This is a genomic window from Allobosea sp. WAO (genome assembly GCF_001509835.1).
GTDB lineage: Bacteria > Pseudomonadota > Alphaproteobacteria > Rhizobiales > Beijerinckiaceae > Allobosea.
The window spans coordinates 154,929-179,833 of record NZ_JXTJ01000005.1 but is presented as its reverse complement, the minus strand read 5'-3'; the positions used below and the strand labels follow the sequence as shown (position 1 = coordinate 179,833).

Genomic DNA, 24,905 nt, shown 5'->3' with positions numbered 1-24,905 from the left:
TCCATGCGCAATCTGCCTTCCGCGCTCGCCGAGCATGTTGCCGGCGAGGCGACGACGCTTTGCCGATGCTGGAGTCTCACCCGGCGTGACGGTGCCGTGCTCGGCTTCACCGATCATGATCGTGATCTTGCCTTCGACGGCATCCTCTTCCAGGCCCGCTCGGGGCTGGAGGCGGCAGAAGCGACGGCCGAACTCGGTTTCGCGACGGGTGGTGGCGAGGTGCTCGGCGCCTTCGCCACCAGCGGGCTCAGCGAGGCGGAATTGTCGCGAGGCCTTTATGACGATGCGCGGGTATCGCTCTGGCTGGTGAACTGGGCGGACATCGCCCAACGCGTGCTTCTGGAGACCGGCTTCGTCGGCGAGGTCAAGCGCGGCGACAGTCATTTCAGCGCCGAGGTAAGGGGGCTGGGCAAGGCCTTCGACGAGGAGCGTGGAGGGCTCTACGCCACCTCCTGCGCTGCCGATCTCGGCGATGCCCGCTGCGGGCTCGCTCTCCTGGCCGAGGCCGGTACCGTCGGCATGACGGATGGGCGCTTCGTCATCGTATCCCCCGACCTGGCGAGCAATAGCGATGGCTATTTCGGGGGCGGCCGTCTCGTCTTCACGTCTGGAGCCAATCTCGGCTTCGCCTGCGAGGTCAAGGCGCATGGCGCTGCCGACGGCGCCGCGAGTCTCCAGCTCTGGCAGGCGGCGCCGGCGCCGATCGCGGTCGGCGATGCCTTCACCGTGACCGCCGGCTGCGACAAGAGCTTCGCTACCTGCCAGGCGAAATTCGGCAATGGCATGAACTTTCGTGGCTTCCCGCATCTGCCCGGCAACGACTTTATCGTCGGCGGCGTCGGCTCTTCCACGCCCGGGGCGGGGCCGTTCGACGGCGGGAGCCTGTTTCGATGAGCGCCGCGAGGGAGCCGGGCTCGGCCACACGCCTGCGCATCGTCGCGGCGGCTCGCTCCTGGTTGGGGACGCCATATCATCATCAGGCATCATTGCGCGGTGTCGGCTGCGACTGCCTCGGCCTGGTGCGCGGCGTCTGGCGCGAACTCTATGGCGACGAGCCGGAGCCGTTGCCGCCCTATGATCCGTATTGGGCGCAGCAGGCAGTCGGCGAGACCCTGGCGCTTGCTGCGATGCGCCATCTCGAAGCTCGCGAAATTTCTGCCGCTCTGCCGGGCGACGTGCTGCTCTTTCGCTGGCGCGACAATCTCCCGGCGGCGCATTGCGCCATCCTGAGCGAACCCGGGTGGATCGTTCACGCTCACGACGGTGCGGCGGTCGGCGAGGTCGCCTTCACGGGCTGGTGGTGCCGCCATTGCAGCCATGCCTTCTCGTTTCCGGAGCTGGTTCGCTGATGGCCACACTTGTTCTCCAGGTCGCGGGTTCGGTGCTCGGCGGCATGCTCGGGGGACCCGTCGGCGCCGTGATCGGCCGCGCGCTCGGTGCGGCCGCCGGCGCCGGGTTCGACCAATCCCTGCTCGGTGGGAGCGGGGGAACCCGAGTTGTCGAAGGTCCGCGCCTGACCGAGATCGAGGGCCTCGCCTCGACCGAGGGGGCCTCGATCCCGCGCGTCTATGGTCGGGCGCGGATCGGCGGGCAGCTGATCTGGGCGACGCGTTTCGATGAGGATGTGACCACCACGGTCACCCGCAGCAAGCGCGGCGGCAAGGGCGGGCAGAAGGCGCAGAAGACCTACGAGACCACCTATTCCTACTACGCCAATATCGCCATCGGCCTGTGCGAGGGGCCGATCGCCTTCGTGCGCCGGATCTGGGCCGATGGCCGCGAGATCGATTTCAACGCCGTGTCGCTGCGCGTCCATCGCGGCTTTGCCGATCAGCTGCCCGACCCCCTGATCGCCGCCAAGGAGGCCGGCGCCGCGCCGGGCTATCGTGGCACGGCCTATGTCGTATTCGAGCGCTTTCCCTTGGCCGACTACGGCAATCGCGTGCCGCAGTTCTCCTTCGAGGTGGTGCGTGCCGTGCCGGGCCTCGGCGACATGATCCGCGCCGTGACGCTGATCCCCGGTGCGAGCGAGTTCATCTACCAGCCGACCCCGGTGATCCGGGAACCGGAAGCCGGCGTCACCTTCTTCGAGAACCGCCACCAATGGCACAGCGCCACCGATGTCGACGGGGCGATCGGCCATCTGCTGGCGCTTTGCCCGCAATTGCGGCGCATCTCGCTGGTGGTGAGCTGGTTCGGCGACGATCTGCGCGCAGGCTCCTGCACGGTCGCGCCGCGGGTCGAGATCGCGCAGAAGTCCACGGCGGGGGCTGAATGGTCCGTCGCCGGGCTAAGCCGCGCCGGCGCGCGCCTGGTCAGCCGGTCAGGCGGCAAGCCGGCCTATGGCGGCACGCCCTCCGACGACAGCGTCATCGCGCTGATCCGCAGGCTGCGCGACGTCTATGGGCTGGAGGTCGTGCTCTATCCCTTCGTGATGATGGACATCCCGGCGGACAATGCCCTGCCGGACCCCCATACCGGCGAGGCTGCGCAGCCTCCCTATCCCTGGCGTGGCCGGATGAGCTGCTCGCCGGCCCCCGACCGGCCAGGCTCTCCCGATGCCAGCCCGGTAGCCGCCGCGCAGATCGCAAGCTTTCTCGGCTCGGCGCGTGCGAGCGATTTTTCGCTCGCCGGCGGCCGGGTCCTCTGTGCGGTGCCGGGGGATTGGGGCTTTCGCCGCGCCGTCCTGCACGCCGCGATGCTCGCCAAGGCGGCCGGCGGGGTCTCGGGCTTCATCATCGGCTCGGAGCTGGTTGGCTTGACCCGCGTGCGCAGCGCGCCCGGTGCCTATCCGATGGTCGACGGGCTCGTCGCGCTGGCGGCCGAGGTGCGTGCACTGCTGCCCGCCCCGACCCAACTGACCTATGCGGCGGACTGGACGGAATACGGCGCCCATGTTCGTGACGGCGGTCTGGAGGTGCGCTTCCCGCTAGATCCGCTCTGGGCCTCCCCGGACATCGATGCAATCGGCATCGACTACTATGCGCCACTGACCGATTGGCGCGATACGCCGGGGCATGCCGACATCGCCCTGGCGCGGGGGGCGGCCGACGTCGACCATCTCCGCGACCGCCTGACCTCGGGCGAGGGCTATGACTGGTACTATGCCTCGTTGGCTGACCGGCAGTCCCAGAACCGCCAGCCGATCAGCGACGGCGCCTTCGGCAAGCCCTGGATCTTCCGACCGAAGGATCTGCCGGGCTGGTGGTTGAACTCTCATGTCGAGCGCTTGCACGGCTCCGAAGTCGGGCCCACCCCCTGGCAGCCCGGCTCGAAGTCGATCTGGTTGACCGAGATCGGCCTGCCCGCGGTCGACAAGGGCGGCAACGCGCCGAACGTCTTTCCCGATCCGAAATCTGTCGATGGCGGCTACCCGCACTTCTCGACTCGCGCTCGCGACGATCTGGTGCAGGCCCGCGGGCTCGAGGCGATCCTCTCCGGCTTCGATCCGGCGCTGCCGGGTTTCGATCCCACGGCCAATCCGATCTTCGGGCCGGACGGACGGCGCATGGTCGATCCCGCGAACATCTATGTCTGGACCTGGGATGCGCGGCCGTTTCCGGCTTTCCCGGAGCTGCAATCGGTCTGGGCCGACGGCCCCAATTACGACACCGGCCACTGGATCAACGGCCGGCTCGAAGGCGCGACGCTGGATCGGCTGGTGCGGGCTATCCTCGCCGATTACGGCCTGCCTGCGCCAGACGAGATCGCGATCGACGGCTTCCTCGACGGCTACGTCCTCGACCGCCCGCTCGCGGCACGGCAAGTGCTGGAGCCGCTTGCCCAGGCCTTCGGCTTCGACGTTACCATGTCGTCCGGCAAGCTGAGCTTTCGGGGCCGCGGTGCTGCGGTCGCGCGCCAGCTTTCGTCCGAGGACCTTGTTCTCGACCGTGACGGCCAGCCCTTCTCGCTGCGACGGGCGGAGGAAAGCGAATTGCCGCGCGAACTGCGCCTCGCCCATATCGACGGCGACAACGATTATCGTCGGGCCGCGGCGCGTTCGCGCCGGCTGGCCGGCGCTGCCCGCCGCGAAAGCGCGGTCGAGACCGCGATCGTCACCCGCCGGGCCGAGGGGCAGCGTCTGGCCGACCAGCGCCTTCAGGAGGTCTGGGCGGGCCGCGAGACACTGGAGCTCGAGCTTTCGCCGCGCCGGATCGACCTCGAACCCGGTGATGTCGTCTCGCTGGAGGTCGCCGGACGTCCGCGCCTGTTCCGGCTGACGCGTATCAGTGACGGCATCACTCGCAAGGCAAGCGCCCGGGCGGTCGAGCCGGCGATCTATCGCGGCGCCGCGCCGGTCCAGCCGGGCTCGCGGCCGGTCAAGGTCGCGCCGCGAGTCGCCGGTCGCCCCGACGCGCTGGTGCTCGACCTGCCGATCGCACGCGGCTCGCCGTCGGCACTACAACACCTTGCGGCCTTCGCCGATCCCTGGCCGGGCGGGCTGGCGATCTGGCGGGCAGCCGAAGGCATGCCATTCTTGCTGCACGGTCTCGTCGCGACGCCGTCGATCATGGGCGAGACGCTGACGCCGCTGCAGCCCGGGCCGCTCTGGCGGACGGATCGGCATGCCAGCGTCGATGTCCGGCTGCGCGGCGGCTCGTTGAGCTCGATTACCGCCGAGGCGGCGCTTGCGGGGGGCAATGCGTTCGCCTTGATCGACCCAGTCGGCAATGTCGAGATCGTCACTGCGGCACGCGCCGAGCTGCTCGGCCCGCAGGCTTTCCGGCTCTCGCAGATGATCCGCGGCCTGGGGGGCTCCGAGCCCGCTGCCGGGCGGATTCTGGCCACCGGTGCGCGCGTTGTCGTCCTCGACGGTGCGGCAGAGGTGCTGAGCGCGACGCTCGACGAGCTCGGTCGCTCCTGGCGCTATCGCGTCGGGCCCGCCAATGCCGACGTCGCCGGCCCGGCAATGCGGGAACTCGTCGCAACCGTGGGGACGGCCGCGTTGCGCCCGCTTGCTCCCGTGCATCCCCGGGGCCGCCGTGTGCCGGCAGGCGTCATGCTGCGCTGGATCAGACGTACCAGGGTCGACGGCGATTCGTGGGAAGCGGCCGAAGTCCCGCTCGGCGAGGAGATCGAACGCTACCGCGTGACCATCTACCGGGCGGGTGCCGTCAAGCGCGTTATCGAGAGTGCGGCGCCGGATCTGCTTTATCCTTCCGCCAGCGAGATCGAGGATTTCGGCGCGACGCAGCCGAGCCTAGACATCGGGCTCGATCAGCTCAGCCTCGCCGCCGGCGCCGGGCAGCCCTGGCGTGGACTCGTCACGATCCGCTGAGCTAGGCTTGCCCGACCGCAAGCGCTGCGGACAACTGCCGCAAGGGGGTGTTCATGGCGCATTCACGCGGACAGGACTAGCGCATGCTGATGACGCTGCTTGATCCGACCACCGCAACCTTCGCCATGCTCACGCTCGTGGCCTCACCGGTGATCCCGGCCGATGCATCGCAGCCGATCTCATGTCTTTCGGCGAGCGAGACCCGCGATGCAGTCTCCGACGGCAAGGTCATGCAGCCGGCCGCCGCGTCACGGCATGCGCGCGAAGCCGCGCCGGGCGAGGTCGTCCGGATCCGTCTCTGCCGGCTCGGCGACGACTATGTCTATGTCGTCACCACCTTGAAGCGCGATGGCCGTGTCGCCCGCGTGACCCTCGACGGGCATTCGGGCAAGGTGGCGGACATCCGCTAATTCCGCTATTCCCCCCTGATCTTTGCTATGGAGTGATCCCGCCGTGCGACTGCTCGTCGTCGAGGACGACAAGGACCTCAACCGCCAGATCGTCAACGCGCTGGAGAATGCCGGCTACGCGGTCGACAAGGCGTTCGACGGCGAGGAGGGGCTCTATCTTGGCGAGACCGAGCCCTATGACGCCGTGATCCTCGATCTCGGCCTGCCGAAGGTCGACGGTGTCGCCGTGCTGCAGGGCTGGCGCCGCGCCGAGAAGACGATGCCGGTGTTGATCCTGACGGCGCGTGATCGCTGGAGCGACAAGGTCGCCGGCTTCGATGCAGGCGCCGACGACTATGTCGTCAAGCCGTTCCACATCGAGGAGCTGCTCGCCCGGGTCCGCGCCTTGCTGCGTCGGGCCGCCGGCCATGCAACCTCCGAACTGACTTGCGGCCCGGTCCGCCTCGACACGCGCGCCAGCCGCGTCGTCGTCGACGGCAATCCGGTGAAGCTGACCTCGCACGAGTACCGCCTGCTCGCCTATCTGATGCACCATCAGGGCCGCGTGGTCTCGCGCACCGAACTGGTCGAGCATCTCTACGACCAGGACTTCGACCGCGACTCCAACACCATTGAGGTCTTCGTCGGCCGGTTGCGCAAGAAGCTCGGCGTCGAGATCATCGAGACGGTGCGCGGTCTGGGCTATATCGCTGCCGCCGCCAAGGCCTGACGCGAATCATGCCCGCCTCGCAACAGCGTTTCTCGCTCGGGGCGCGGCTCTTCATCTCGGCTGCCGTCTGCTGCGCGCTGGTCCTGATTCTGGCGGGCTTCGGCCTGACGACCTTCTATCGGCGCTCGGCCGAGCGCGGCTTCGACGAGCGCCTCAGCGTCTACATCAAGGAGCTGGTCGCCGATCTCGCCGCGCCGCCCGAGGCCGAGCGCCAGGCGATCGGCGATCTCGGCGAGCCGCGGTTCGACCTGCCGCTCTCCGGCTGGTACTGGCAGATCATCCGGCTCGATGGCGAGCGTCCCAATGTCCGCACCTCGCGCTCGCTGGTCGGTGGGCAGTTGCCGAAGCTGCTCGACCAGCCGATCCGGCCGAACGCGCGCGGCCTGCGCGAAAGCTACATCTCGGGTCCGGACGACCGTGAGTTGCGCATCATCGAGCGCGAGATCGATGTCGGCGAGGATGGCCGCTTTACGGTCGGCGTCGCGGCACCGGCCGACGAGATCGACGGCGACATCCGCGATTTCCGCTTCGCCTTGACCCTGACCTTCCTGGCGCTGGGCCTGGCGCTTGTCGCCTCGACGATCATCCAGGTCCGCTTCGGACTGCGGCCGCTGGTCCGGCTCGGAGCGGCCGTCGGCAAGGTGCGCACCGGCGAAAGCGCCCGGATCAGCGGGCGCTATCCGCCGGACCTCGACCCGCTGGCCGGCGAGCTCAACCAGTTGATCGACGCCAATCGCGAGATTCTGGAGCGGGCGCGCACCCAGGTCGGCAATCTCGCCCACGCCCTGAAGACGCCGCTCAGCGTCATGCAGAACGAGGCGGAGGCCGGGCAGGGGCCGCTGTCCCAGACGGTCCGCCACCAGACCGCGATCATGCGCGACCAGGTCCAGTACTATCTCGACCGTGCCCGGGCGGCGGCGCTCTCCGGCGCGCTCGGCGGGGTGACCGAGATCGCGCCTTCGCTCGACGCGCTGATCCGCACCTTCCAGAAGATCGCGCAGGGCCGGGCGATCGCCGGCAGCCACGATGTTCCTGTCGCCGCACGTTTCCGCGGCGAGAAGCAGGATCTCGAGGAGATGCTCGGCAACCTGCTCGACAATGCCTTCAAATGGGCGCGCAGCGAGGTCCGTGTCAGCCTGGATTCCGGGCGCGATCTGCCCGAAGGCCGGCTTGCCCTGCTGATCGACGATGACGGCCCGGGCCTGCCCGAGGAGGCGATGGCGGATGTGATCAAGCGCGGCCGCCGCCTCGACGAGACGACGCCGGGGTCCGGGCTCGGGCTTTCCATCGTCGTCGATCTCGCCAAACTTTATGGCGGTGGGCTTACGCTGGAGCACTCGCCGCTCGGCGGCCTGCGGGCCCGGCTCGTCCTGCCGGCTGTTTGATGCTGCGCATTGTCCGCGTGACCCTTTGTCGCCATCTTCGGACATGAAGCGGGGCCCGCAATTGGTTATGTACGGCGGATGCTGATCTGGATCATCTTTGCGGTCATGACGGGGGCGGCGGTCCTGTCGGTTCTCTGGCCGCTCGGCCGGCGCCAGCCGCCGATCTTCGCCGACACGGCGGGAGCGAAATCGCTTTACCGCTCCCAGGTCGCCGAGATCGATCGCGATCTCGGACGCCGCCTGATCGGCAGCGCCGAGGCGGAGGCCGCGAAGGCCGAGGCGGCGCGCCGGCTGCTGCGCGCGGCGGCGGTCGAAACCGCTCCGACCGGCGATAGCGAGCCTTCCCTGCGCCGGCGCCGCGCCGCTTCGGCGATCGCGCTTTCCTGCGTGCCATTGCTGGCGCTCCTGGTCTATGGCGCCTATGGCTCGCCCAGCGTTCCCGACCAGCCGCTCGCCGCCCGCCTCAAGGCGAGTCCCGCCGGGCAGGATTTCGCGATCGCGCTGGCGCGTATCGAGAGCCATCTCGCCGCCAACCCGACCGACGGCAAGGGCTGGTCGGTGCTCGCGCCGGTCTATCTCCGGCAGGGCCGCTTCGAGGATGCCGCCAAGGCCTTTGCCGCCGCGACCCGCCATGACGGGCCGACCGCCGAACGTCACGCCGGGCAGGGCGAGGCGATGATCCTCGCCGCGGGCGGCGTGGTCACGGCCCAGGCGCGCGAGAGCCTCGCGGAAGCAGTGAAGCTTGACCCTGCCAACGCCCGCGCCCGCTTCTTCTTGGCGATCGGCCTGGAGCAGGACGGTAATATTCCGGGGGCGGTCTCCGCGCTCAAGGCCTTGCTCGCCGAGGCTCCGGCCGATGCGCCGTGGACGGGCGCCGTTCGCGCCCGCCTTGAATCCCTGCAAGGCCCTTCCGACCCGGCAGCGGCGGCGGCGATCGCCAATCTGCCGGCGCAGGATCAGGCGGCCGCGGTTCGCGGCATGGTCGACAGTCTGGCCGGACGCCTCGCCGAAGGCGGAGGCACCTTGGCGGAATGGTCCCGCCTGATCCGCTCGCAGTCCGTCCTCGGCGAAAAGCCGGCGGCGCTCAAATCGCTGGCGACGGCGCGCGAACGTCTCGCTGCCGATGCCGAGGCGCTGAACGCGCTCGGCACGCTCGCAGGCGAACTCGGCTTGCAGGAGGCGGCCCGATGACGGCGCAGACCGGCTTTCCACGCAGTCCGGCCCGCAAGGGCATGACGCGCAAGCAGCGCCGGATGGTGATGATCGCGTCTGCCGGCACCGTCCTCGCCATCTCCGCGGGCCTCGTGGCCTATGCGCTGCGCGACAGCATCGTCTTCTTCTACGGCCCGACCGAAATCGTCGAGAAGGGGCTGACGCCGGGAACGCGCCTGCGTCTCGGCGGGCTGGTTGGGGAGGGTTCGGTCGTCCGTTCTCCCGGACAGAAGGTCAGTTTCACCATCACCGATGCCAAGACCACGGTGACGGTCAACTACACGGGCCTGCTGCCTGATCTTTTCCGCGAGGGGCAGGGCGTCGTCACCGAGGGCGTGCTCGAGGCACCCGGTCGCTTCCGCGCCGATTCCGTGCTCGCCAAGCACGACGAGAACTACATGCCCCGCGAGGTCGCGGACGCTTTGAAGAAGCAGGGTCATTGGCAGCCGGGTGACGCGAAGGCGGGGGCGGATGCCGCCACGCCAGCGGCGCCGGCGAAGTAGGGCTAGACGATGATCGTCGAAATTGGTCACTTCGCGCTGGCGCTGGCACTGGGCGTCGCGGTTATCCAGACGGTGGTGCCGCTCTGGGGCGTTGCCCGTCAGGACCCGGTCCTCGCCTCGGTCGGCCCGGCCGCGGCGATCGCCTGCTTTCTGCTCGTCTCGGTCGCTTTCGGCGCCCTGGTCTTCTCTTATTTCGTCTCGGATTTCTCGGTCGAGAACGTCGCCTCGAATTCGCATTCGACGCAGCCGCTGATCTACAAGCTGACCTCGACCTGGGGGAACCATGAGGGCTCTATGCTGCTCTGGGTCCTCATTCTCGTGCTGTTCGGCGCGCTGGTCGCACTGTCGCGGCGCTCGCTGCCGGCGCGGCTGCGGGCCGGGGCGCTGGCGGCGCAGGGTTCCATCACGGTCGCCTTCCTCGCCTTCACGCTGCTGACCTCCAACCCGTTCCGCCGGCTTGTTCCGGCTCCGGCCGAGGGGCAGGACCTCAACCCGCTGCTCCAGGATCTCGGTCTCGCGATCCATCCGCCGCTGCTCTATGTCGGCTATGTCGGCTTCTCGATCTCCTATGCCTTCGCCGTTGCGGCGCTGATCGACGGGCGCATCGACGCCGTCTGGGCCCGCGCGGTTCGCCCCTGGACGCTGCTGGCCTGGACCTTCCTGACGCTTGGCATCTCCATGGGCTCCTACTGGGCCTATTACGAACTCGGCTGGGGCGGCTGGTGGTTCTGGGACCCGGTCGAGAACGCCTCGCTGATGCCCTGGATCGCCGGCACGGCGCTGATCCACTCGACCGTGGTGATGGAGAAGCGCGACGCGCTCAAGGTCTGGACGATCCTGCTGGCGATCCTGACCTTCTCGCTCTCGCTGCTCGGCACCTTCATCGTCCGCTCCGGTGTCCTGACCTCGGTGCACTCCTTCGCCACCGACCCGCAGCGCGGCCTGTTCATCCTGGCCATTCTGGTCATCTTCGTCGGAGGCTCGCTCGCGCTGTTCGCCTGGCGGGCGCCGCTGCTGCGGCAGGGCGGCCTGTTCGCGCCTGTCTCGCGGGAGAGCGCGCTCGTCGTCAACAATCTCTTCCTCGCCACCGCCTGCGCCACGGTCTTCGTCGGCACGCTCTATCCGCTGGCGCTGGAAATGGTCACCGGCGACAAGATCTCGGTCGGCCCGCCCTTCTTCAACGCCACCTTCCTGCCGGTGGTCGTGCCCTTGCTCCTGCTGCTGCCGATCGGCCAGTCGCTCGCCTGGAAGCGTGGCGATCTGCTCGGCGCCGCCCAGCGTGCCCAGTTCGCCTTCGGCTTCGCCGTATTGGTGACGATCGCGCTGCTCGCGGTGACGCGCGGTGGCCCTGTGCTCGCGCCGCTCGGCATCGGGCTCGGCGTCTTCCTGGTCGTGAGCGCGTTCTGGGATCTCGGCGAACGCGTCGTCTCTCGCGCCAGCGGCGCTGCCGCGATCTGGTCGCGCGCCCGCGGACTGCCGCGTTCGATCTGGGGAACGGCCTTCGCCCATGCCGGCGTCGGCGTCACCGTGATCGGTATCGCCGCGACCGCCTGGAGCACCGAGGGCATCGGCATTCTGAAGCCGGGCCAGAGCCTGACCAGCGGCCGCTACACCTTCACGCTGGAATCGATCGCGCCGCGCACCGGGCCGAACTTTACCGAGGAGGTCGCACGCTTCAGGATCCGTACCGGCGAGCGCGAGATGAAGCCGGTCGAATCCATGAAGCGGATGTATACGGCGCGCGCCATGCCGACGACCGAGGCGGGCATCCGCAGCGACGGGTTCAGCCAGGCCTATGTCAGCCTCGGCGAGCGCGAGGCCGACGGCAGCATCGCCGTCAGGGCCTATGACAAGCCGCTGGTCCTGCTGATCTGGATCGGCACGCTGATCATGGCCTTCGGCGGCGCGCTCTCGCTCACCGACCGGCGCTTCCGGGTGGCCGCGCCGCGCCGGGCTGCGCCGACCTCCGCCCTGCCGCAGCCTGCGGAGTGAGGCGGATGCGCCTGGCTCCTCTCCTGATCTGCCTCGGGCTCGCCTTCGCCGGGCCCGCCCTGGCCGTCCAACCCAGCGAGATCCTGCCCAATGCCGCGCTGGAGCAGCGCGCGCGAGAGATCTCCTCGGGCCTGCGCTGCCTGGTCTGCCAGAACCAGTCGATCGACGATTCCGATGCGCCGCTCGCCAAGGATCTGCGCATCCTCGTGCGCGAACGCCTCGTCGCCGGTGATAGCGACCGGGCGGTCGTCGATTTCGTCGTGGCTCGCTATGGCGACTTCGTGTTGCTGCGCCCGCCGATGAATGCACGCACGATCGCGCTCTGGGCGGCGCCTTTCACGATCCTGGCCGCCGGCCTGCTCTTTCTCTGGCGCCGCCGCCGGATGAACGCTGCCCCGGCCGCTGCGACCCCGGCGCTGACCGCCGAGGAACAGCGCCGCCTCGACGAACTGACGCGCGACGAGCGCGACTGAGACCGGCCGGCGCGCAAGCGTAACCTTACGAAATCGTCATGCTCGGGCGAAATCGGGGTAAGGCGCCGGCCTTCATGGTGTTCGGGACGAAGCAGGAAAGACCCTGCGATCCGCCCCGAGGTTTGCATCATGAATATCAACGAGAACAAGACCGAGAACACCTTCCGTCAGCCGGCTCCCGCCCGCTCGATCCTGAAGCGTGGCGCGCTGATCGCCGGCGCCGCGACGCTGAGCATCGGCATGATGGCCGGCCTTGCCGACAACCTGCTGACCAGCCATGGCGGCGCCAATGCCCAGCCGATCCAGCTCTCCGGCGTGCAGATGCAGCTGCCTTCCTTCGCCGACGTCGCCGAGAAGGTGAAGCCGGCCGTCGTGTCGGTGCGCGTCAACTCGCGCCTCGCCAGCACCGGTGAGGATGGTGAGAACGGCCCGAACGCCCTGCCGCCCGGCCACCCGCTGGAGCGCTTCTTCCGCCAGTTCGACGAGCAGCAGAGCCCGCGTTCCGGCCGGCCGGCGCCCGAGCGTCGCGCGATGTCGCAGGGTTCGGGCTTCTTTGTCAGCCAGGACGGCTATGTCGTCACCAACAACCACGTCGTCGAGAAGGCGTCCCAGGTCGAGCTCGTCACCGATGACGGCAAGACCCTGACCGCCAAGGTCGTCGGCACCGATCCGCGCACCGATCTGGCGCTGCTCAAGGTCAACGAGTCCGGCAACTACCCCTTCGTCCAGCTGGCCGGCGCCAAGCCGCGCATCGGCGAGTGGGTGATGGCGGTCGGCAATCCGTTCGGTCTCGGCGGCACGGTTACGGCCGGCATCGTCTCGGCCCAGGGTCGCGACATCGGCTCGGGTCCCTATGACGACTTCCTGCAGATCGACGCGGCGGTGAACCGCGGCAACTCCGGCGGCCCGACCTTCAACCTCAAGGGCGAGGTCGTCGGCGTCAACACCGCGATCTTCTCGCCGTCTGGCGGCAATGTCGGCATCGCCTTCGCCATCCCGGCGGCGACCGTCAACAGCGTCGTCGAATCGCTGAAGAAGGACGGCACGGTGGCGCGCGGCTTCATCGGCGTGCAGATCCAGCCGGTCACCGCCGAAGTCGCCGATGCGATCGGCCTGAAGGATGCCAAGGGCGCCCTGGTCGCCTCGGCCCAGCTCGACGGTCCGGCCGCCAAGGCCGGCCTGAAGCGCGGCGACACGATCCTGGCCGTCAATGGCGAGAAGATCGCCGACGCCCGCGATCTCTCCCGCAAGATCGCCACCTTCGCTCCGGGCAGCAAGACCAAGCTGACCGTCTGGCGCGACGGCAAGGAGCGCGAGTTCTCCTTCGAGGTCGGCCGCCAGCCGGCGGCCTGATCCGGGCTAATCCAAGTCGGGCGTGTTCCAGCGCGTCAGCGTAACTTCAAAAGCTGGAACACGCCCCGGGCGGATGGTTTTTCCCGGCTGTCACGTCGCCCCCATGCCGGGGAATCCCGCCGCTTCGGCGGCAGGTCGGATCGTCACATCCGGCCTGCCGCTTTTCCGTTTGCTGAGGTAACCTGCCGCCATGCGACTCCTGATCGTCGAAGACGACGCCGAAGCGGCGGCTTATCTGGTCAAGGCTTTTCGTGAAGCCGGCCATGTTCCCGACCATGCAGCCGATGGGCTGGAGGGCTACGCGCTCGCCCAGGGCGGCGGCTATGACGTGCTGGTCGTCGACCGCATGCTGCCACGCATGGACGGGCTCTCGCTGATCCGTTCGCTGCGCGAGCAGGACGATGCGACGCCGGCCTTGATCCTCTCGGCGCTCGCCCAGGTCGACGACCGGGTCAAGGGCCTGCGCGCCGGCGGCGACGACTACCTGCCAAAGCCCTATGCCTTCTCGGAGCTGCTCGCCCGCGTCGAGGTGCTCGCCCGCCGTCGCGGCGCGCCCGCCTCCGAGCCGACGACCTACCGGGTCGGCGATCTCGTGCTCGACCGGCTCGCCCACCGCGTCACTCGCGCTGGCGAGGAGATCGTGCTGCAGCCGCGCGAGTTCCGCCTGCTCGAATATCTGATGAAGCATGCCGGGCAGGTCGTGACCCGCACCATGCTGCTGGAGAATGTCTGGGACTATCACTTCGATCCCCAGACCAATGTCATCGACGTCCATGTCTCGCGGCTGCGTGCCAAGATCGACAAGGGCTTCGAGCATGCGATGATCCACACCATCCGCGGCGCGGGATACATGGTCCGTGACACAGCTCGCTGATCCGGCGCCGGCCGGCGGCCAGCGCTTCCTGCCGAATCTGTTCCGTACCACCGCCTTCAAGCTGACGGCGGTGTACCTCGTCGTCTTCGCGGCCTTTGCCGCCTTCGTGCTCGGCTATGTCGCCTGGAACGCCAAGACCCTGCTCGACGACCAGATCCGCTCGACCATCGATGCGGAAATCCAGGGCCTTGCCGAGCAGCAGCGTCTCGGTGGCATCCGGCGGCTGGTCCAGGTCATCGAGCGGCGTTCGCGCGGCCCGGGCGCCTCGCTCTATCTCGTGGTGACGCCGACCGGCGAGCGGATCGCGGGCAATATCGAGGCGCTGCAGCCCGGCACGCTCGACCGGCCGGGCGAGCGCGAGATCCAGTACGCCCGCTCATCCGAGGCTCTGGACCAGGTCAATCACGCGCTGGTCCGTGTTTTCATGCTGCCGGCCGGCTTCCGCTTGCTCGTCGGGCGCGATGTCGAGGAGCGGGAGCGGCTACGCGTCATCATCAAGCGCGCCGCGGCCTGGTCGCTGGTGCTCGTCGTGGTGCTCGGCTGTTTCGGCGGCTGGTTCGTGGCGCGGCGCGTGCTGAAGCGCATCGACGGGATGACCGACAGCGCCCGCTCGATCATGGCCGGAGACCTGAAGGGCCGTCTCTCCATCTCCGGCACCGGCGACGAACTCGACCGGCTCGCGCTCAATCTCAACGCCATGCTCGACCGGATCGGCGATCTGATGAGCGGCATGCAGCAGGTCTCCGACAACATCGCCCATGACCTCAAGACGCCGCTGACGCGCCTGCGCAACCGCGCCGAGGAAGCGCTGCGCACCGCGGAGACGCCGGAACAGCTGCGTACTGCGCTGGACGGAGCGATCGACGAGGCGGACGGCCTGATCCGCGTCTTCAACGCACTTCTGATGATCGCTCGCCTTGAGACCAGGCAGATCAGCGACAGCATGGCGCCGCTCGATCTTGCCGAGATCGTCGACGGGCTGGGCGAGCTCTACGAGCCGCTGGCCGAGGAGGCGGGGCTCTCGCTCTCGGTCGCAGTCGAGCCAGGACTCGAGCTGACAGGCAATCGCGAGCTGATCGGCCAGGCGCTGGCCAATCTCATCGACAATGCCCTGAAATACGGCAAGCCGGAGGGCGATGCGCCGGCGACGGTCGAGGTCACGGCAAGGCGCGTCGGCGAGATGGTGGAACTCGGCGTCGCCGATCACGGCGCCGGTATTCCCGAGGCCGACCGGGCCAGGGTGCTCGAGCGCTTCGTCCGACTCGACAAGAGCCGCACCAAGCCGGGCTTCGGCCTCGGTCTTGCGCTGGCTTCGGCGGTGGCGCGCTTGCATGGCGGCGCGGTGCAGCTCGCCGACAATGCGCCGGGCCTGCGCGTGGCGATGTCGCTGCCGTTGGCGCCGCCCGCTGTGGAAAGCCCACCCATGGAAGAGCCTGCGGGCTCGACTTCCCAGCCAAACCCGGCAGGGTTCCAATCGGCCTGAATCGGAGGCCGTTGCCGGGGAGAGGGCCTTATGGGCGAGCCGCTATGCGAGCGCTTGAAGGCGGCGCCGGTCCTGCCGGCGCGGGCGAGGGCCGAGGCGCTGGTCGCGAGCGAGCTGCTTGAACGGCTCTATGACGCCGAGGCGGGCGCGGCGCTCGCCGCCCATTTTTCCGCACATCCGGCCGCGCAGGATCTGGTTGCCGGCATCCTTGCCCATTCGCCCTTCCTCACCCAGATCATACGGCGCGACCCCGCCGGACTGCTCGCATCGCTGACCGGCGATCCCGCCGAGCGCCGCGACGGGCTGCTGCGCGAGATCGCGGCAGCTTCCGGGCCGGAGACCGCGACCGCCGATCTGATGCGTGAATTGCGCCGCTTCCGGCAGGCGATGGCGCTGCTCGTCGCGCTCGCCGATATCGGCGGCGCCTGGACGGTCGAGGAGGTCACGCAGGCCTTGAGCGCGACAGCCGACATGGCTGTGCGACTCGCGAGCGAGCATGCGCTGCGCCAGGCGGCCGATCTCGGCCGGATCACGCTGCCGGACGCGAATGACCTTGGTGCCGGTTCGGGCCTTGTCGTGCTCGCGCTCGGCAAGCATGGCGCGGGTGAGCTGAACTACTCCTCCGATATCGACATCGTCGTCTTCTTCGATCCGGAGATGGCCGAGGCGGCCGGCGTCGCCGAGCCATCGAGCTTTTTCGTCAAGCTCACCCAGCAGATCGCCCGCATCATCCAGGAGCGCACGCCGGACGGCTATGTCTTCCGGGTCGATCTGCGTTTGCGGCCTGATCCGGGCTCGACCCATGTCGCGGTCGCCCTGCCGACCGCCTATTTCTATTATGAGACGGTCGGCCAGAACTGGGAACGCGCCGCGATGATCAAGGCGCGCCCGGTCGCCGGCGACATCGAACTCGGCCGCCGCTTCATCGCCGATCTCGCCCCGTTCATCTGGCGCAAATATTTCGACTTCGCCGCTATCGCCGACATCCATGCGATGAAGCGGCAGATCCAGTCGGTGAAGGGCTTCGAGACGCTCAGCCTGCCCGGCCACAACGTCAAGCTCGGGCGCGGCGGCATCCGCGAGATCGAGTTCTTCGTGCAGACGCAGCAGCTCGTCTTCGGCGGCCGCAGGCCGGCGCTGCGCGGGCCGCGCACGCTCGATATGCTGGGCGAGCTCACCAAGGAGAACTGGATCAGTCCGCAGGCGCGCGACGAGCTCACGGAATCCTATTGCTGGCTGCGGACCATCGAGCACCGGCTGCAGATGCGCAACGACGAGCAGACCCAGACCCTGCCGGCCGAGGCCAAGGACCTGGAAGCTTTTGCCCGCTTCTGCGGCTATCCTTCGACCGCCGCCTTCGACAAGGCGCTGACCGCGCATGCCAGGCGCGTCGAGAGCCATTACGCGCTCTTGTTCGAGGATGCGCCGAGCCTCGCCAGCGAGGCTGGAGCGCTCTCCTTCACCGGCACCGAGGACGATCCCGAGACGCTCGAGACCCTGCGCAAGCTCGGCTTCCGCCAGCCCTCCGTCGTGGCCGAGACCGTCCGTGGCTGGCATTTCGGTCGCCGGCCCGCCGTCACCAGCGCGCGGGCGCGCGAGGTCCTGACCGAGCTGACACCGGCCCTGCTGGTCGCGCTCGGCCGAACCACCGATCCCGATGGCGCGCTCGCCCATCTCGACAACGCCTTCGTGCGCATGCCCGCGGCGGTCGAGCTTCTGACGCTGCTGCGTTCGCGCGAGGCCCTGCTCGGCATCTTCGCCGAAATCCTCGGCAGCGCGCCGCGGCTCGCCAAGGTGGCAGCACTCTATCCCCATGTGCTCGACGCGGTGATTGACCCCGCATTCGGCACGCCCGGCCAGGGCGGCGAGGCGGTGGCAAGGCGCGTCCGGGCGGTGGTCGGCACCCCCGAAAGCGTCGAGGAGGGACTCGACCGGATGCGCGACGCGGCGCGGCAGGAGAATTTCCTGGTCGGCGCACGCCTGCTCTCCGGCGTGATCACCGCGGAGCAGGCCGCCCATGGCTATGCGGCGGTCGCCGAGGCCTGCTTGCGTACCGCTTTCGACGACACCAGGGCGGCTTTCGTCGCCGAGCACGGCGTCATCGCCGGCGCCGAGGCGGTCGTCGTCGGCCTGGGACGGCTCGGGGCGGGGGAGCTGACCCCGTCCTCCGACCTCGACCTGATGCTGTTCTATGACCGGCCCGAGCATGCCGAGCCGAGCGATGGCGCCCGTCCGCTCGACCCCGTCACCTGGCATGTCCGCTTCAGCCAGCGGCTGGTCGCGGCCCTGACGGTGCCGACCCGGCGGGGCACGCTCTACCAGGTCGACCTGCGCCTGCGTCCATCCGGCAACAAGAGCCCGGCTGCGACGCAGTTCGAGGGCTTCATCGCCTATCATCAGGGCGAGGCCGAGATCTGGGAGGAGATGGCGCTCACCCGTGCTCGCGTCGTAGCGGGCGACCCTGCGCTGGCGCGGCGGGCCGAGAGTGCGATCCGCGACATCCTGCTGCGCCGTCGCGACCCGGCGAAGGTCGCCGCGGCGGTCGCCGAAATGCGCGCTTTGATCGCTAAGGAGAAGGGCGAGTCCGACCCCTGGGATCTCAAGCTCGCCGCCGGCGGCCTGACCGATCTCGACTTCCTCGCCCAGTTCCTGGTGCTTGCCCATGCGCATGACCATCCGGGGCTGTTGGCCCAGACCACGGCGGGGGTGTTTCAGGCGGCGAAGGGCACCGGCCTGATTTCCGAGGAAGATGCGCTGCTGCTTGCCGGGGCGGCCCGGCTGTTCGGCGATGTCCAGCTCTGGCAGCGCTTTACGGTCGAGGAGCGCTTCGACCCCAAGGCCGTGCCGGAGCGGGTGCTGCGCCGTATCGCGACGGCCGTCGGCCTGCCGGACGCCAAGGTGCTGAAGGCGGAGCTCGACGAGACGCGCGGGCGGGTGCGGACGCTGTTTCGCCAGGTGCTGGGCGCGGCGAAGGGCTAGCGGTGCTGGAGCCGGCGGGCCCGTTGGCCTGTCGATTTCAGGCCGCGACGAGGTCCAGTTCGGGGTGGCTTTCGTGCTTCAGCGGCAGGTGCACCATCACGATGGTGCCGGAGCCCATAACCGAGCGGATGCGCAGGCCGCCGCCATGCAGCTCGGCTAGTGAGCGGGCGATGGCCAGGCCGAGGCCCGAGCCCTTGTAGCTGCGCGCCAACTCGCCCTCGACCTGCTCGAAGGGGCGGCCGATCCGGCCGATCTTCTCCGGCGGGATGCCGATGCCGGAATCCTCGACATAGATGTTGAGCGCACCCGGCGCCGGCCGTACGCGGACCGCGATGTTGCCGCCCTCCGGCGTGAACTTCACGGCATTGTCGAGCAGGTTGGAGAGAATCTGGAACAGGGCGTGCGAGTCGGCTTCGAGGCGCAGGTTGCTGGCGACCTCGCAGGAGAACGTGAGCTGCTTGCGGGCGATCGCTTCCTGATGGGTCCGCGCCGCCTCGGCGACGACCGGATCGAGCGCCACCTCGGCCTTTTCCAGCGTGACCTTGCCGGCCTCGATCTTGGCCATGTTGAGGATGTCGTTGATCACCGCGAGCAGGTAGCCGCCGCTGGAGCGGATGTCGCGGACATACTCGTCATAGCGCTCGGAGCCGAGATCGCCGAACAGCCGCGCTTCCATGATTTCGGAGAAGCCGATGATCGCGTTGAGCGGCGTGCGCAGCTCATGGCTCATATTGGCGAGGAACTCCGACTTGGCCCGGTTGGCGCTTTCGGCCGAGGCCTTCTGCTCGAGATAGAGCTCGGCGAGCTCGGCGAGCTGCTGGGCCTGCGCTTCGAGCTTCTGGCGCGAGGCCTTGAGGTCGGTCACCGAGGTCAGCAGCTGGTGCTCGGAACGGGTCAGGCGCTCCTCCTGCTGCTTCAGCGTGGTGATGTCGGTGCCGACGGAGACCGAGCCGCCATCCTTGGTGCGACGGCCGTTGATCTGGAGCCAGCGGCCATCGGAGAGCTTGGCTTCGTAGGAATGGCTGCCGGGTTCGGCGCGGGAGCTGCGGACCGGCTCGCGGTCGACGCTTGGCTGGGCGCTGCAGTTCATGATCGCCTCATAGCTCGCGCCGGTGCGCACGAGTTCCGGCGGGAGCTGGTGGAGCTGCTGGTACTTGGCATTGCAGAGCACGAGCTTGCGGTCAGCGTCCCAAAGCACGAAGGCTTCCGAGATCGCCTCGACGGCGTCGCGCAGGCGGGCGTCGGCGGTCGCGGTGCGGGCGGCCATGCGATGCTGCTCGGAGATGTCGACGACGATGCCGACGAGATGGCGGGCACCGGTGCGGCGGTCGATCACCAGCTCGGCGCGGGCCTTCAGCCAGATCCATTGGCCGCTGGCGTCGCGGACGCGGAATTCCTGGTCGAGATGGGTGGCTTCGTCGCGGCTGATCGCGTCGGCCAGGGCATAGAGATCGGCATCATCGGGATGGATGAAGGCGTTGACCTCGCCGAAGGACATGAACTCGCCTTTACGGTTGTAGCCGAGCATGGCGTACATCGAGTCCGACCAGTAGATGCGGCCCTTCGCCAGGTCCCAGTCCCAGAGGCCGCAATGGCCGCGGCTGAGCGCTGTGTCGATGCGCTCGCGCACGCAGTCGCAATCGTCGTCGGCGGCGCGGGCGCGCTTCGACTGCAGGATGAAGGCGAGGGTGATGCCGGCAAGGACGATTCCCGCCGAGGCGAACAGCACCAGGATCGAGCGGCTCCGCTCGTCCCAGAGCGACAGGGCGCGCTTCACCGGCTGGAGGACAGCGATCTGGCCAAAGGGCGCGGCGAGGTTGCGCACGGTCGCGAAGGCTTCCAGGCCGCCGGGGAGCATGATCTTCATCACGCCGGCCCGTTCTGCGAATACGGTCAGTGCCTGGGCCGGGCCGAGCAGTTCGATCAGGCTGCGGCTGCCGCCGCCGAGCGTCGGTTCGCTGGCGACCAGCATGCCCGAGGCGTCGCTTACATGGACGATGCGGCCGCGGCCGGCGATGTGCTTGGTGCTCAGCGCAGCCAGGACGGCGCGCAGATCCTTGTCGTCGCGGGAGGCAAGATCGAGCTCGCGTGCCAGCAAGGTTGCAAGAATATCGAGGTCGTTTGCTGTGTCGGCGAGGGTATCGTCGCGCAGGGCACTGGTCTGGACGTAGGCGCCAAGCGCCATGATCACGACGAAGCAGGCAACGAGGGCTGGAATGACCTTGCGGAAGGCAGGTTCCAGCTTTTCGAAGCGCTGGTAGAGCGGGTGCGTCAGCGATCTTGCGACGCCAAGAATTGAGCCCGCGCGCACGTGTGCGCAAGCCGCGTTTGCACGCGTCATGCCCGTCCCCCTTCGGAAGCGATGTACCGTCAGTAAGATCGGGAGACGTGCCGCATCCCCGAATCAGTTTCAGTTGAATCCGCGGGCGGCTTTTTGTCTAGCTTTGAGTTGAGTAGTACACTCACTTTACGCGCTATGGTTGCTTAAAATTGTCGATGAATCCTGTGCGCGTAATGATCCGTTAACCTTTGTGGCAAGCGGCCTCGCAGCCGCCTGCCGACGGTCGCATCAGGCTAGCGAGCGAGCCGCGATATCGGCGACATCGCGCGACAATCCCGGCGTCGCCGCGACCATGGCGAGCGCGCTGCGGGCCTTCTCGCGGCGGCCATCTTCGAGCATGCGCCAGGTCTTGAACGAGCTCAGCAGCCGCGAGGCGACCTGCGGGTTGGACCGGTCGAGCTCGATCACGATTCCGGCAATGAAGCCGTAGCCGGCGCCGTCGGCGCGATTGAACTGGGTCAGATTGGCCGCAAGGCCGCCGATCAGCGCGCGCACGCGGTTGGGATTGCCGAGCGAGAATGTCGGGCTCGCCATCAGCGCCTTGACCCGGTCGAGCGTGCCGGCCTCCGGGATCAGCGCCTGCGCCATCAGCCATTTGTCTAGGACAAGCGGCTCGCCGGCATAGAGTTCAGAGAAGCGCGCGATCAGCGCCTCGCGCGCCTCGCCCGGGATCAGCGTCATGGCGGCGAGCGCCGCCAGCCTGTCGGTCAGGTTGTCCGCTTCGGCGAACTGCGCCTGTGCCAACTTGCTGGCCTCCTCCGGCGTGGCGAGGGCGAGCAGGCCGAGCGCTTCGTTGCGCAGTGCCCGCCGGCCGGCCGGCCCGGCGGCCGGCGAATAGGGGCCGGCCTCGCGCAAGCTGGAATGCAGCTCCGCGAGCGGCCGACTGAGCGCGATACCGATCCCACGCGAGAGCTTGCGATGCGCAGCGAAGACGGCGTCGGGATCGACGTTGCGGCCGATCTCGCGGGCGATGTCGGCCGGTCCCGGCAGGCGCAGCACCTGTGCGGCGAAAGCCGGATCGGCGGTGGCGGGGCCGGCGAGGAAGCCCTTCAGGGCCTGCGCCAACTCGCTCGCCTTATCGTCGAGCTGCGAGAGGTCGCTGCCCGCGCCGGCGCGCACCAACGCCCGCGTCGCGACCGTCTGGAAGGCCTGCCAGCGATTGAAGGAATCGCTGTCGGCGCTGAACAGGCGCAGCAGCTCGGCATCGCCGAGGTCGAGCTCGAGCCGCACCGGCGCGGAGAAGCCGCGCAGCAGCGAGGGGGCCGGCGCTTCGGTGAGCCCGGTGAAGGTCACGCTCAGCGAGGGCTCGTCGAGCACGACCACTCCGCCGGCCTTCAGTGCCGGCGAGAGGCTGTCGAGCGGCAGGTCGCCGGCCTTGCCGACGAGGCCGAGGGCAACGGGGATGACGACCGGCGCCTTCTCGGACTGGCCGGGGGTCGGCGGCGTCGACTGGGCGAGGTCGAGCGTGAAGCTCTGCGTGGCGGCGTCGTAGCGGCCGCTCGCCACCACGGTCGGTGTGCCCGCCTGCTCATACCATCTGGCGAAATGGCCGAGGTCCTGGCCCGAAGTTTCGATGAAGCAATCGAGGAACTCCTCGATCGTCGCCGCCGTGCCGTCGCAGCGCTCGAAATAGAGGTCCATGCCGCGCGCGAAGGCGTCGTCGCCGATCAGCACCTTGAGCATGCGGATCACTTCCGCGCCCTTCTCGTAGACCGTCGGCGTGTAGAAGTTGTTGATCTCCTTGTAGGCGCGCGGCCGGACCGGGTGGGCGAGGGGGCCGGCATCCTCGGAGAACTGGGTCGAGCGCAGCGTGCGGACATCGGCGATGCGCTTCACCGGGCGCGAGCGCTCGTCGGAGGAGAACTCCTGGTCACGGAAGACCGTGAGGCCCTCCTTCAGGCAGAGCTGAAACCAGTCGCGGCAGGTGATGCGGTTGCCGGTCCAGTTGTGGAAATACTCGTGGGCGATGATCGCCTCGATCGAGATGTAGTCACCGTCGCTCGCCGTCGGCGGATCGGCCAGCACGTATTTGTCGTTGAAGATGTTGAGGCCCTTGTTCTCCATCGCGCCCATGTTGAAATCCGACACGGCGACGACGTTGAACACGTCAAGATCGTAGTTCCGGCCGAAGACGCGCTCGTCCCAGCGCATGCAGCGCACCAGCGAGTCGAGCGCCCAGCCGGCGCGCCCGGCCTTGCCCGGCTCGACATAGACCGCGAGCTCGACCTTGCGGCCATCGGCGGTGACGTAGGGCTGGCGGACATGGTCGAGCCTGCCGCCGACGATGGCGAAGAGATAGGCGGGCTTGGGATGCGGGTCATGCCAGACGGCGAAATGGCGCTCGCCGCCGGGAAGTTCTGCCGCGGCGACGAGGTTACCGTTCGCCAGCAGTACCGGCGCCTCGGCCTTCTGCGCCTCGAGCCTGACCGTGTAGACGCTCATCACGTCCGGCCGGTCGAGGAAATAGGTGATGCGGCGGAAGCCGTCGGCCTCGCACTGCGTGCAGTAGACGCCGCTGGAACGATAGAGCCCCATCAGCTTGGTGTTGGCGGCTGGGTTCAGCTCGGTCTCGATCCGCAGCGAGAAGGCCCGCTCCGGCGGGGAGGGCAGCGTCAGCGACTGCGGCGTCGCGCTGTAGAGGGCGGCGTCGAGCGGCACATCGTCGAGCGCGATCGAGCCGAGCGTGAGCTCGTCGCCGTCGAGCACCAGCGGTGCGCCGGCGCGGCCCTGCGGGTTCGGCCTGAGCTGCAGCAGGGCACGCACCCGCGTGCGGTTCGCGTCGAGCACGATGTCGAGGTCGACGGTGTCGATCAGCCAGTCGGACGGGCGGTAGTCCTCGAGGCGGATCATCGGGGCGTCTTCGGCGCGCATGGGCACTCGCTGGCTGGGATCGTCTGCAAGCGGTCTATCGCGGGTGCGCCCGGTCGGCAAACGCCGCCGGGTCAGCGGCGCCGGGCTTCGAGGGATTGGACGATATGGCGGTGAAGCCGGTCGAGTGCCGGGGAGCGGGGGCCGGCGGCGGCATAGAGCACCAGCTCTGCCTCGGCCAGCAAGGGAAGGCCCTCCGAGGCGGCCTCGAGCGTCACCAGCCCCGGCGGCACCATGCCTGCCGGGAGTACCGTCCAGCCGAGACCGGCGCGTGCGGCTGCATGGAGCCCGGCCAGGCTCGGGCTGGCGAAGACGATGCGCCAGCTGCGCCCCGCCGCCTCGAGCGCCTCGAGCGCGCGCCGGCGGTAGACGTCCGGCGCGGGGGCGAGAATCAGCGGCAGGGTCTCCGGTGCCGGAAGCGCGGCGAGGCGGGGCGAGGTCACCCAGACCAGCGGCTCGCGCCAGACGCCGAAGCCGCTGCCCGTGGGCAACTGCCGCTGCGGATCGCGCTTGAACAGAATGAGATCGTAAAGCCCCTTGGCGAAGCCATCGAGCAGGTTCGCCGAGAAGTCGCAGGCGACCTCGAGCATTACTCCGGGATGAGCTCGGGTGAACTGGCCGAGAATGTCCGGCAGATGCCAGGTCGCGAAGTCTTCCGGCGTGCCGAGCCGCAGCCGCCCGCCGAGACCCGGCCCGGCGAGCGCGATCCGCGCCTCTTCCGCCAGGGCCAGCATGCGGCGGGCCGTCAGCGCCAGGATCTCGCCCTCCGGGGTTGCCAGGACGTAACCGCCGGCGCCGCTACGCCGCTGTAGCAGGCGCCGGCCGGTGCGTTCCTCGAGGCGCTGCATCTGCAGGCTGACGGTCGCCTGGCTGAGATCGAGCCGCTCGGCCGCGCGGGTGAACGAGCCCAAGTCGAGCACGGCGACGAAGCTCCGCAACAGGTCGAGCTCGAAGGGAGGTGGCGATTGCGGCATCGAAAATCATTTCAGATCGCAATGATCAATATGTCGATCATTGCCTTTTGTCGATGAGGTGCCGGCTCTAT

The 24,905-nt window shown here is 68.7% G+C and carries 17 protein-coding genes; 14 read left to right on the top strand and 3 right to left on the bottom strand.

From position 1 onward, the window contains the following. Positions 1–3 precede the first annotated feature (3 nt). The 14 genes from DK26_RS08905 to DK26_RS08840 all read left to right on the top strand — a co-directional run bounded on the left by DK26_RS08905 (position 4) and on the right by DK26_RS08840 (position 18,651). Positions 4–894, top strand: a complete 891-nt coding sequence (locus DK26_RS08905) for a DUF2163 domain-containing protein (protein WP_066470728.1) — start codon at positions 4–6, stop codon at positions 892–894. Then, positions 891–1,349 (top strand): NlpC/P60 family protein, encoded by a 459-nt coding sequence (locus DK26_RS08900; protein WP_066470723.1) that lies wholly within the window; start codon positions 891–893, stop codon positions 1,347–1,349. Before DK26_RS08905 ends, DK26_RS08900 begins: the two co-directional genes overlap by 4 nt. Next, entirely contained in the window at positions 1,349–5,278 is a 3,930-nt protein-coding gene (locus DK26_RS08895) for a glycoside hydrolase/phage tail family protein (protein ID WP_066470721.1), read from the top strand. Before DK26_RS08900 ends, DK26_RS08895 begins: the two co-directional genes overlap by 1 nt. 83 nt (positions 5,279–5,361) lie before the next feature. Beyond that, positions 5,362–5,688 (top strand): hypothetical protein, encoded by a 327-nt coding sequence (locus DK26_RS08890; protein ID WP_066470719.1) that lies wholly within the window; start codon positions 5,362–5,364, stop codon positions 5,686–5,688. A 43-nt stretch (positions 5,689–5,731) separates the two neighbouring features. Further along, the gene (locus DK26_RS08885; RefSeq protein WP_066470718.1) at positions 5,732–6,397 is read left to right on the top strand and encodes a response regulator transcription factor; all 666 of its coding nucleotides are present in this window, start codon (positions 5,732–5,734) and stop codon (positions 6,395–6,397) included. Between the two features lie 8 nt (positions 6,398–6,405). Continuing rightward, complete coding sequence (locus DK26_RS08880; RefSeq protein ID WP_157089588.1) at positions 6,406–7,782, top strand: sensor histidine kinase; 1,377 nt, start codon at positions 6,406–6,408, stop codon at positions 7,780–7,782. A 78-nt stretch (positions 7,783–7,860) separates the two neighbouring features. Then, entirely contained in the window at positions 7,861–8,973 is a 1,113-nt protein-coding gene (gene ccmI, locus DK26_RS08875; protein ID WP_066470710.1) for a c-type cytochrome biogenesis protein CcmI, read from the top strand. Between the two features lie 41 nt (positions 8,974–9,014). Next, entirely contained in the window at positions 9,015–9,497 is a 483-nt protein-coding gene (gene ccmE / locus DK26_RS08870; RefSeq protein ID WP_066470850.1) for a cytochrome c maturation protein CcmE, read from the top strand. A gap of 9 nt (positions 9,498–9,506) precedes the next feature. Continuing rightward, positions 9,507–11,489, top strand: a complete 1,983-nt coding sequence (locus tag DK26_RS08865) for a heme lyase CcmF/NrfE family subunit (protein ID WP_066470708.1) — start codon at positions 9,507–9,509, stop codon at positions 11,487–11,489. A 5-nt stretch (positions 11,490–11,494) separates the two neighbouring features. Beyond that, the gene (locus DK26_RS08860) at positions 11,495–11,962 is read left to right on the top strand and encodes a cytochrome c-type biogenesis protein (RefSeq protein ID WP_066470706.1); all 468 of its coding nucleotides are present in this window, start codon (positions 11,495–11,497) and stop codon (positions 11,960–11,962) included. 129 nt (positions 11,963–12,091) lie between these two features. Then, positions 12,092–13,315: a trypsin-like peptidase domain-containing protein gene (locus DK26_RS08855; protein WP_083533087.1), complete on the top strand. Its 1,224-nt coding sequence runs from the start codon at positions 12,092–12,094 to the stop codon at positions 13,313–13,315. Positions 13,316–13,505: 190 nt separating this feature from the next. Beyond that, complete coding sequence (locus tag DK26_RS08850; protein ID WP_066470705.1) at positions 13,506–14,189, top strand: response regulator transcription factor; 684 nt, start codon at positions 13,506–13,508, stop codon at positions 14,187–14,189. Further along, positions 14,173–15,672: an ATP-binding protein gene (locus DK26_RS08845; RefSeq protein WP_083533086.1), complete on the top strand. Its 1,500-nt coding sequence runs from the start codon at positions 14,173–14,175 to the stop codon at positions 15,670–15,672. Before DK26_RS08850 ends, DK26_RS08845 begins: the two co-directional genes overlap by 17 nt. A gap of 30 nt (positions 15,673–15,702) precedes the next feature. After that, positions 15,703–18,651: a bifunctional [glutamine synthetase] adenylyltransferase/[glutamine synthetase]-adenylyl-L-tyrosine phosphorylase gene (locus tag DK26_RS08840; RefSeq protein WP_066470703.1), complete on the top strand. Its 2,949-nt coding sequence runs from the start codon at positions 15,703–15,705 to the stop codon at positions 18,649–18,651. A 37-nt stretch (positions 18,652–18,688) separates the two neighbouring features. Here DK26_RS08840 and DK26_RS08835 read toward each other — a convergent pair whose 3' ends face one another. From DK26_RS08835 to DK26_RS08825, 3 genes are all read right to left on the bottom strand, one after another. Then, positions 18,689–20,962 carry an ATP-binding protein gene (locus DK26_RS08835; RefSeq protein ID WP_248309909.1) on the bottom strand — a complete coding sequence of 758 codons (2,274 nt, stop codon included), beginning with the start codon at positions 20,960–20,962 and terminating at the stop codon, positions 18,689–18,691. 258 nt (positions 20,963–21,220) lie between these two features. Next, positions 21,221–23,863, bottom strand: a complete 2,643-nt coding sequence (pepN, locus tag DK26_RS08830; RefSeq protein WP_066470699.1) for an aminopeptidase N — start codon at positions 23,861–23,863, stop codon at positions 21,221–21,223. Positions 23,864–23,934: 71 nt separating this feature from the next. Beyond that, positions 23,935–24,834, bottom strand: a complete 900-nt coding sequence (locus DK26_RS08825; RefSeq protein WP_066470697.1) for a LysR substrate-binding domain-containing protein — start codon at positions 24,832–24,834, stop codon at positions 23,935–23,937. Between the last annotated feature and the right edge of the window lie 71 nt (positions 24,835–24,905).